The organism is Streptomyces shaanxiensis (genome assembly GCF_039537145.1).
Taxonomy (GTDB): domain Bacteria; phylum Actinomycetota; class Actinomycetes; order Streptomycetales; family Streptomycetaceae; genus Streptomyces; species Streptomyces shaanxiensis.
The window spans coordinates 578297-587884 of the sequence record NZ_BAAAZY010000012.1; the positions used below are offsets into that span (position 1 = coordinate 578297).

Genomic DNA, 9588 nt, shown 5'->3' on the forward strand with positions numbered 1-9588 from the left:
CCTTGAGCAGTGAGGGGGCGTGGGGTGTGTGGCCTGAGGGAGCGCGCCCGAGTCAGCGCGCCTGCGCCAGCAGCCGCCGCAGTTCCTGTGTGTCCGGTACGTCCGCCACCGCCGCGTCCAGCGCCTGCTTCAGCTCCTCCTCGTAACCGTCCGGCAGGCTCAGCCGCGCCGCGTCCGTCCAGGACAGCTCCCAGTGGGCCCGGCCGAGGCGGGCCAGCTCCACGACGGTCATGCGGGAGAGCCGGGCGCGCACCTGGGGGCGCGCGAACTCGCGGGCGGCGCGGCCGGTGGCGGCCTGCGCCTCCTGCGACTTGGGGAGCCGGTCGGCCACCTCCCACAGCCGGCCCGCGTCGACGGCGTCCAGGAAGGCGGCCAGGGAGCCGTCGCTGCCGTGGACCTCGGTGACGGCCGTGCGCAGCGGCTCGGCGTCCTGGTCGGCGTGCCAGAGCATCGAGTCGTTCACCAACTGGGGCCAGTCGGCGGCGCGGCGCAGCCGATGGGCCTCGGGGGTGAGGGCGGAGCGCTCCAACTCGGCGAAGGAGAGGGCCGGGTCGGTGAGCAGGGCGAGCGCGGGGCGGGCGCCGGTCAGGGCGCGGCCGTCGTCGGGGAGCTGCTCGATGTGGGCGATGCGCTCGGCGATCGGCGGGTGGGAGTCGTACGGCGACTGCTCCTCCTCCGGCAGGGCCCGGCGCATCTCGTCCAGCTCGTCGGCGCGCCCGGCCAGCAGATGGCGCAGCCCGCCGAAGACTTCGCCGGACGGCGGCAGCAGGCCGGCGCCGGTGCCGAGGGTGGCGTACGACTGCATGTAGAAGCCGTGCGCGGCGTCCAGGACGGGGATCTCGCGCAGCGCGGACGCGGTGGCGTCGCGGCCTGCGATGCGTGCGGCGGCCACGTCGGCGGCGAGTTCCTGTCGCCGGCCCACGCCCTGGGAGGCGCGCAGGTAGAAGGTGCCGTACCAGAGGAAGGGCTTGGCGGCGAGGCGGTAGCTCAGGCCGGCCGACCCGGCGTCGACCTCGCCCGCCTCCTTGCCCTTGGCGAGCCGCTTGGCGTTCTTCTTCTCCTGCTTGGCCTCCTCCTTGGCGACCTTCTTGCGGGAGCGCTCGTGCAGGCTGGCCACGGTGCGCATCACCTGGAGCCGGCCGCGCAGGGTGATCGCGGCGAGGCGGGTGTCGTGGTTGGTGTAGTGCCCGAACTCATGGGCCAGGACGGCCTGCAGCTGCGGTTCGCTCAGCCCCGCCATCAGCGGCAGGCCGATGTACATGCGTCGTCGGCCGGCCTTGAGGCCGAGGAGGGTCGCGTCCTCGGACACGGCCGCGTTGACGTCCGGGGTCAGGAGGATCTCGTCGGGCGCGCGGGTCCCCGTCTGCTCGGCGAGATTCCGTACGGCGGCCCAGAGCGCGGGCTCCTGCTGCTCGGTCACGGACAGGCCGGGCAGCGGTTCGTCCTTGGGTGTGCGCAGCGCGAACATGCCCTGCACGATCGGGATCGCCAGCAGTGCGCTGACGATCCACACCTTCGCGGTGACGCTGCCGACACCGCCCTCCGCGACCGCCCAGTCCACGGCGACGAGCACACCGAGCATGACGAAGCCGAGCAGATAGAACCCGGCGAGCAGGACGAGCGCGCGCACCGCGCGCAGAGTTGCCCCCATGTTGGGCAAATCCCCCCACTAGAAATGGACATGACCAAGTGGTGTGGGGGGAAGCGGAGTATGCCCTACTGCAGGTCAGTGCGGCAATGCGGATTCCGGGGGCGGGCACCTGGAGGTGGCGTCGGTTCGCATCGGGCCGCGCCGCGCACGCGGCAGGGCGCTCGGCTCAGCGCACGCGGCGTGGCGCTCGGCTCAGTGCGGGAGTGTCGCCGGGCTGCCGCCGTTCGCCTCGTAGCCCGCCACCGCCAGCGCGCGGTAGACCGCGAACTCCGCCGCCGGGTCGCCGGACAGGGTCCAGGGGAGGGCGCCGACATGGCCGTCGACGTGTATCAGCTGGTTCATCGCCTCCGCCCAGCGCTCGCCGCGGACCAGGAAGAAGACCAGCAGATGGCGCACGTGCGCCATCATCGGGTCGTCGGAGCGGGCCGAGTGCACCGCGAACAGCGCGCCGTGCATCGCCTTCGTCACGACCTCGCTCTGGTAGAAGCCGCTGACCAGGTTCACCTCGGGCAGGTGCTCGAACACCGCGAAGAGCGGCATGGCGGCGAGGAGGGAGCCCTGGGGAGCGCGGGCCGCCGCGGCCTCCGCGAAGTCGTACGCCTGCGCACGCGAGCCGTGCCACTTCTCGCACCAGTAGTGCAGGGCCGCCAGGTGCGCGCCCATGTGGGCCGGGGCGCGGTCCAGGATCTTCAGCCAGAGCTGCTCGAACTCCGGCCGGGGGTAGGCCAGTCCACGAGCCACCGACAGTTCGATGATGTACGGGATCGGGTCACCGGGGGCGAGCAGCGCCGCGTCGGCGCACGCAGACCTCGCCTCCTCCATGATGATCCGGAACTCGTCCGTGCCCGGCGCCGCCGTGCGCCACGCCTGCTGCACGAGGAACTCCGCGTGCACGGCCGCGCCGCCCGCGTCCTTGGGCTGCTCGGTCCGCCACACCCGCAGCCACTGCCCGCCCGGCGACTCGCTGACCCCGCCCGGCCGCTGCTGCAGCTCCAGCGACGCGGCGCCGGCGAAGGCCTGCACGCGCTGCCAGCGCAGCTCGCCCTCCGCCTCCGTGCCGGCCAGCAGCTGCGAGGCCGCGCGGTAGTCCTGGGTGCGCTGCACCAGGTCCAGGACGTCCAGCAGGTCCTGGTCGGGGCCGGGCATGCGGACGTCCAGCTCCTCCTGCCGTACGAAGCCGTAGTTCGACGGGTCCGCGGCGTCCGGGTGGCCCGGCGGGACCTGCTCGATCATGCCCCGCCTGCGCCTCATGAACGGCAGCACCACAAAGCCGAGCATGACGAGCGCGATCAGGACCCAGAGAATCTCCATGCCTCCAGCGTTCCAGACGCCGCGGACAATTGGCCAACGAGGTCGGATGCCTGTGGAGAAAGGGTTCTGTGGGGTCGGTCCTGTGGAATACGGCGACGAGGCCCGTTCACGGCCGCAGCAGGGGTCTGGGGGCCGCAGCCCCCACCGGGGCCCGGGCCGACGCCGGAGACCGGAATCCGGCCGCAAGCGGTGCTCCGGCTGAGCCGACGGAGTCATCCGCCCCGTTCGCGCACTACGCTCGGTGCACATGAGCGACAGGCACATCAGTCAGCACTTCGAGACGCTCGCCATCCACGCGGGCAACACGGCGGACCCCCTCACCGGTGCGGTCGTCCCGCCGATCTACCAGGTCTCGACCTACAAGCAGGACGGCGTGGGCGGCCTGCGCGGCGGCTACGAGTACAGCCGTAGCGCCAACCCGACGAGGACCGCCCTGGAGGAGAACCTCGCCGCCCTGGAGGGCGGCCGCCGCGGCCTTGCGTTCGCGTCCGGGCTGGCGGCCGAGGACTGCCTGCTGCGTACGCTGCTCAGCCCGGGCGACCACGTGGTCATCCCCAATGACGCGTACGGCGGCACGTTCCGCCTCTTCGCCAAGGTCGTCGCCCGGTGGGGGGTGGAGTGGTCGGTCGCCGACACCAGCGATCCGTCCGCGGTCCGAGCCGCCATCACCCCGAAGACCAAGATCGTGTGGGTGGAGACCCCCTCCAACCCGCTGCTCGGCATCACCGACATCGCCGCCGTCGCGCAGATCGCCCGGGACGCCGGCGCGAAGCTCGTCGTCGACAACACGTTCGCCACGCCGTATCTGCAGCAGCCGCTGCACCTCGGCGCGGACGTCGTGGTGCACTCCCTGACGAAGTACATGGGCGGTCACTCGGACGTCGTCGGCGGCGCCCTGATCGTCGCCGACTCGGACCTGGGCGACGAACTCGCCTACCACCAGAACGCGATGGGCGCGGTCGCCGGGCCCTTCGACTCCTGGCTGGTGCTGCGCGGCGCCAAGACCCTGTCGGTGCGTATGGACCGGCACAGCGAGAACGCCACGAAGATCGCCGACATGCTCACCCGGCACGCGCGCGTGACGCGCGTTCTGTACCCGGGCCTGCCCGATCACCCCGGTCACGAGGTCGCCGCCAAGCAGATGAGGACGTTCGGCGGCATGGTCTCCTTCCGGGTCGCGGGCGGCGAGGAGGCGGCCGTCGAGGTCTGCAACCGCGCCAAGGTGTTCACGCTGGGTGAGTCCCTGGGCGGTGTCGAGTCCCTCATCGAGCACCCGGGACGCATGACGCACGCGTCCGTGGCCGGCTCGGCCCTGGAGGTCCCCGCCGACCTCGTCCGCCTCTCCGTGGGCATCGAGAACGTCGACGACCTCCTGGAGGACCTCCAGCAGGCGCTCGGCTAGTCCAGGGGCTTGCCTGGGGGACTGCAGGAAGGTCTCACCAGCCGGTCAGCGGTGGAGTCGTCTCCGACGGCGGCTCCACCCACGGGCGGGCCATCACGGCCCACACCACGAAGGCCACCGTCGCGGCGAACAGCAGCAGCCACATCAGCCGTACGGCGACCGTCCTGCGGCGCAGCATGCGGGCACCGCGTCGCACGGCCTCCGCGTACAGCTCCGGCGGCACGGGCGGCGGCGTGCCTTCCATGATCCGCCGTACGGCCGCCTCCCGTTGGGGGCGACTCACGGCGACACCGCCTTCGCTCCCAGCACGGCCGGTGCGGGCCCCCGCGGCGGATGCAGCAGGGTCGCCGTCGCCCGGTCGCACATCGCGTGGACGCGTTCCCTGGGCAGGCCGAGCAGCGCCGCCACTGGCTCTTCGGCGACCCCCTCGTACAGCCGCAGGACCAGGATCAGGCGTTCCTGAGGGGAGAGTCGGGCGAGCGGGCCGTCGGCATGCGGTCGGAACCGGCCGAGCGCACCCAGGCCGCCGTACTGGTGCCAGGCGGCCCGGGAGAAGCGGGTGGCCAGGTACTGACGGGCGTGGTCGTACGGGTCCTCGCCGCGCAGCCGGTCCCAGCAGGCGTACGTGTGCGCGAGGGAAAACGTCAGCAGGCGCCTCGCGCGCGGGTTCTCCTCAGGCGGCTCCGCGGTGAGCAGCGTGGCGGCATGCAACAGCCGCCCTGCCGCGCCCGCGACGAACGCCTCGAACTCCCGGGCCCGGCGGGCGTCCTGGGCCGCACGCCGTCCTCCCACCGCCCCTCCCGCCTGAGCTAGCCCCGAGGAACCGGCCCCCGGACCAGGTACGTGACACGTCGCCCGCGTACGAGAAGAGGACCCGGTTTCATATGAGGCCAGCGGCGGCCCAGGGTCAAGAGCCGGGACCCGACCACACGACCACACGCGCGTGCCGCCCCTGGAACGCGCAAGCCGCCATCTTCGGGGGCGTGGTCGTTGGGCGGCGGCACCTTCGGGTGCCGGCCCAGGCATTCCAGCCCGTCCGGCGTTTGAGGACGAGGCCCCTTAAGGGCCGAAGCGGGGGTCTGGGGGCGCAGCCCCCAGAAAGGGGGCTGGGGTCGAAGGGGCGAGCCCCTGGAGGACGGGACGGGTAGGGGCGGCGGGGGCGAGACACACTGCGGCCTCCCACGACGCGCTCGGCGAGACGCCCCGCCGAACAGCCGCCCCTCAGGACGCCGTAGTCGCCTCCGCACCCGAGATCCCCTGTGCCGCCATCCGCGTGGACAGCGCGGTGTTGAAGCGGGTGAGCAGCGTGCAGAACGCCTCCCGCTCCTCGGGCGCCCAGTCATGGGTCAGCTCGGCCATCAACTGACGCCGGGACGAGCGCACTTCCTCCAGTCGCGACTGCCCGCGCGGGGACAGCTGGAGCACCACCGCACGCCCGTCCTCGGGGTGCGAGGTCCGCTTGACGAGCCCCGTGTCGACGAGCGGCGCCACCTGCCGGGTGACCGTCGACGAGTCGATCCCCATGCTCGCGGCGAGCGCCTTGACGCCCATGGGGCCTTCCTTGTCGAGGCGGTTGAGCAGCAGGTATGCGGCGCGGTCCATGGAGTTGCGCACCTGCCCGACCCCACCGAGCCGGGTCTGTTCGGCACGGCGGGCGAACACCGCCACCTCGTGCTGCAGCGTGTCGAGGAGACCGCTGTCAGCGACGGTCGTCATGTCCATCGACATTTCAGGTGTTGTGGGCATGGCCGGGGGCTCACTTCATGAAGGGGGTGCTGGGTTGGGGGACAGGGTACGCGGCCCGGACGCGGGGCGTACCAGCGCTGGCGAAACCCATCTCGGTGCTTGGTCACACCAGGGCCTTGCGCCTGTGAACTGCGAGACTTGAGTCATGAGCTACAGCACGTCTGACTCCTTGCCTCCCGTCACGCTCGACGATGTGCGCGGCGCTCAGAAGATGCTGACGGGCGTGGCGCGGGTGACGGCGATGGAGGGCAGCAGGCACCTGTCCCAGCTGGTGGGCGCGCCGGTGCACTTCAAGTGCGAGAACCTCCAGCGGACGGGGTCGTTCAAGCTGCGCGGCGCCTACGTCCGGATCGCCGGGCTGCTCCCGGAGGAGCGGGCGGCGGGGGTCGTGGCCGCGAGCGCCGGCAACCACGCGCAGGGCGTCGCCCTGGCGTCGTCGCTGCTCGGCGTGGGCTCCACCGTGTTCATGCCGAAGGGCGCCCCGCTGCCGAAGATCAGCGCCACCCAGGACTACGGCGCCGAGGTGCGCCTGCACGGCCAGGTGGTCGACGAGACGCTGGCCGCCGCGCAGGAGTACGCGGCCGAGACGGGCGCGGTGTTCATCCACCCCTTCGACCACCCCGACATCATCGCGGGGCAGGGCACGGTCGGCCTGGAGATCCTCGAGCAGTGCCCGGAGGTGCGGACGATCCTCGTCGGCATCGGCGGGGGAGGGCTCGCGGCGGGTATCGCCACGGCGGTGAAGGCACTGCGGCCGGACGTGCGGATCGTGGGCGTGCAGGCCGCGGGCGCGGCGGCGTACCCGCCCTCGCTGGCGGCCGGGCACCCGGTCGCGGTCGACAACCCGGCGACGATGGCCGACGGCATCAGGGTCGGCCGGCCGGGTGACGTGCCGTTCCGGATCGTCGAAGACCTGGTGGACGAGGTCCGCACGGTCACCGAGGACGAGCTGGCCACCGCCCTGCTGCTGTGCCTGGAGCGGGCGAAGCTGGTCGTCGAGCCGGCCGGGGCGAGCCCCGTGGCGGCGCTGCTGAGCGACCCCGGCGCCTTCGAGGGCCCGGTCGTCGCGGTGCTGTCCGGCGGCAACGTCGACCCGGTGCTGCTGCAGCGCGTCCTGCGGCACGGCATGGCCGCACAGGGCCGCTACCTGGCCGTACGGCTGCGGCTGACGGACCGGCCGGGCGCGCTCGCCACGCTTTTGGGTGTGTTGTCAGTGGTGGACGCTAACGTCCTCGATGTGAGCCACGTACGGACCGACCCACGGCTCGGGCTCACGGAGGCGGAGGTCGAGCTGCACCTGGAGACGAAGGGCACCGCGCACTGCGTCGAGGTCGGCCAAGCCCTGCGCGAGGCGGGCTACACCGTCATCGGCTGAGGCGCGAGTCGGCGAAAGCCCAGGTCAGAGGCCCTTTGTCACCCGTTCGGGTAAATCCGGTAAATCTCATTGAGAGACGCGATACATCGCGTTATGGTGTGTCTTGTTCTCGCATCGCAGCACTGAGTCACGGCACGGAACGAAGAGTACGAACCTACGCTTTCCCAACGCTTTCGAATGCTTCCCCGACGACGTGGAGATTCATATGCCAGGCGCCATCTATGCCGAAGGCCTGGTGAAGACCTTCGGTGACGTAAGGGCTCTGGACGGCGTCGACCTCGATGTCCCCGAGGGCACGGTCCTCGGTCTGCTCGGGCCGAACGGCGCGGGCAAGACGACGACCGTCCGCTGTCTGACGACACTGCTGAACCCCGACAGCGGCTCGGCGGTCGTCGCGGGCATGGACGTCCTGAAGAACCCTGATGCCGTACGCCGCTCCATCGGCCTGTCCGGCCAGTTCGCGGCGGTCGACGAGTACCTCACCGGCCGGGAGAACCTGCAGATGGTCGGCCAGCTCTACCAGATGAGGGCGAAGGAGGCGAAGGCCCGTGCGGTGGAGCTGCTGGAGCAGTTCGACCTCACCGACGCCGCCGACCGCCCCACCAAGACCTACTCCGGCGGGATGCGCCGCCGCCTCGACCTGGCGGCCGCCCTGGTGGTCTCACCGCCCGTGATGTTCATGGACGAGCCGACGACGGGCCTCGACCCACGCAACCGGCAGCTGCTGTGGGACGTCATCAAGCGACTGGTCTCCGGCGGTACGACCCTGCTGCTGACCACCCAGTACCTCGAAGAGGCCGACCACCTGGCGCACGACATAGCGGTGGTCGACCACGGCCGCGTCATCGCCCAGGGCACCTCCGACCAGCTCAAGGCCCGCACCGGCGGCGAGCGCGTCGAGGTCGTGGTGCACCAGCGCGAGGACATCCAGCCGGCGTCCGAGGTGCTGCGCGGTTTCGGCAAGGGCGAGACGACGGTCGAGGACCACATGCGCAAGCTCACCGTGCCCGTGACCGGCGGCGCCAAGCTTCTCGCCGAGGTCATCCGCGAACTCGACACCCGGGGTATCGAGATCGACGACATCGGCCTGCGGCGCCCGACCCTCGACGACGTGTTCCTGTCCCTGACGGGACACGTGGCCGAGGCGAAGAGCGAGGAGAACGGCAAGGAGGCCGTCAAATGAGCGCTCTCCACGCCCTGCGCGTCGCTCCGTCCATCAGCCTCGTTCGCCCGTGCCGGTCAGGGTTCATCTCGCCGCCCGACCGGTGGACGACCGTCAAGAAGGAGCAGGTGAAGTGAGCGCCACGAACGACTCCCTGGTCATCGCCCGCCGGAACCTGATTCGCATGGGCCGGATTCCCGAGATGATCATCTTCGGGCTGATCCAGCCGATCATGTTCGTCGTGCTCTTCACCTATGTGTTCGGCGGTTCGATCCAGGTCGGCTCGTCCACCTCCACCCAGGCGTACCGCGAGTTCCTGATGGCCGGCATCTTCGCCCAGACGGTCACCTTCGCCACCGCCGGCGCGGGCGCGGGCATCGCCGACGACATGCACAAGGGCCTCATCGACCGGTTCCGCTCCCTGCCCATGGCACGTGGTGCGGTGCTCACCGGGCGGACGCTCGCCGACCTGGTGCAGACGACGCTCACCCTCGTCGTCCTGGCGGTCGTCGCCCTGATCGTCGGCTGGCGCACGCACGAGAACTTCGGCAAGGTGCTCGCCGGATTCGGCCTGCTCCTGCTGCTCGGCTACGCGTTCTCCTGGATCGGCGCGCTCATCGGCCTGTCGGTGCGCACGCCCGAGGCGGCGACCTCGGGTGGTCTCATCTGGCTGTTTCCGCTGACGTTCATCTCGAACGCGTTCGTGGACGCGAACCAGATGCCGACCTTCCTGCGGCACATCGCGGAGTGGAACCCGTTCAGCGCCACGGTGCAGGCGAGCCGCGAGCTGTTCGGCAACCTTCCCCCGGGCTTCCAGCCGCCCGACGCCTGGCCGATGCAGCACCCCGTGTGGGCGTCGCTGATCTGGTCGGTCGTCATCATCCTGACCTTCCGTACGCTCGCGGTCCGCAAGTACCGCCGGGCGCATGGCTGACGGCGCA

Annotated in this window: 9 protein-coding genes; 4 read left to right on the forward strand and 5 right to left on the reverse strand. The window is 71.3% G+C overall.

All coding sequences use genetic code 11. The features are described from left to right. Positions 1 to 52 precede the first annotated feature (52 nt). Positions 53 to 1651, reverse strand: coding sequence for a M48 family metalloprotease (locus ABD932_RS25660; protein ID WP_345015865.1), 1599 nt, complete (start codon positions 1649 to 1651; stop codon positions 53 to 55). Positions 1652 to 1843: 192 nt separating this feature from the next. Next, on the reverse strand, positions 1844 to 2962 hold the full coding sequence (locus ABD932_RS25665; RefSeq protein WP_345015866.1) for a hypothetical protein: 1119 nt from the start codon (positions 2960 to 2962) through the stop codon (positions 1844 to 1846). Positions 2963 to 3209: 247 nt separating this feature from the next. Between ABD932_RS25665 and ABD932_RS25670 the strand changes: the two genes are divergently transcribed. Further along, positions 3210 to 4364 carry a cystathionine gamma-synthase gene (locus ABD932_RS25670; RefSeq protein ID WP_345015867.1) on the forward strand — a complete coding sequence of 385 codons (1155 nt, stop codon included), beginning with the start codon at positions 3210 to 3212 and terminating at the stop codon, positions 4362 to 4364. A 34-nt stretch (positions 4365 to 4398) separates the two neighbouring features. Here ABD932_RS25670 and ABD932_RS25675 read toward each other — a convergent pair whose 3' ends face one another. From ABD932_RS25675 to ABD932_RS25685, 3 genes are all read right to left on the reverse strand, one after another. Beyond that, entirely contained in the window at positions 4399 to 4647 is a 249-nt protein-coding gene (locus ABD932_RS25675) for a hypothetical protein (RefSeq protein ID WP_345015868.1), read from the reverse strand. After that, positions 4644 to 5156, reverse strand: a complete 513-nt coding sequence (locus ABD932_RS25680) for a sigma factor-like helix-turn-helix DNA-binding protein (protein WP_345015869.1) — start codon at positions 5154 to 5156, stop codon at positions 4644 to 4646. The genes ABD932_RS25675 and ABD932_RS25680 overlap by 4 nt, the downstream gene beginning before the upstream one ends. 429 nt (positions 5157 to 5585) lie before the next feature. Further along, the gene (locus ABD932_RS25685) at positions 5586 to 6092 is read right to left on the reverse strand and encodes a MarR family winged helix-turn-helix transcriptional regulator (RefSeq protein ID WP_175647562.1); all 507 of its coding nucleotides are present in this window, start codon (positions 6090 to 6092) and stop codon (positions 5586 to 5588) included. Positions 6093 to 6255: 163 nt separating this feature from the next. On the opposite strand from ABD932_RS25685, the gene ilvA reads away from it, so the two are divergent. From ilvA to ABD932_RS25700, 3 genes are all read left to right on the forward strand, one after another. Beyond that, positions 6256 to 7485 (forward strand): threonine ammonia-lyase, encoded by a 1230-nt coding sequence (gene ilvA / locus ABD932_RS25690; RefSeq protein ID WP_345015870.1) that lies wholly within the window; start codon positions 6256 to 6258, stop codon positions 7483 to 7485. 205 nt (positions 7486 to 7690) lie between these two features. After that, the gene (locus ABD932_RS25695) at positions 7691 to 8668 is read left to right on the forward strand and encodes an ATP-binding cassette domain-containing protein (protein WP_345015871.1); all 978 of its coding nucleotides are present in this window, start codon (positions 7691 to 7693) and stop codon (positions 8666 to 8668) included. A 112-nt stretch (positions 8669 to 8780) separates the two neighbouring features. After that, positions 8781 to 9581: an ABC transporter permease gene (locus ABD932_RS25700; protein ID WP_345015872.1), complete on the forward strand. Its 801-nt coding sequence runs from the start codon at positions 8781 to 8783 to the stop codon at positions 9579 to 9581. The last annotated feature ends 7 nt before the right edge of the window (positions 9582 to 9588 follow it).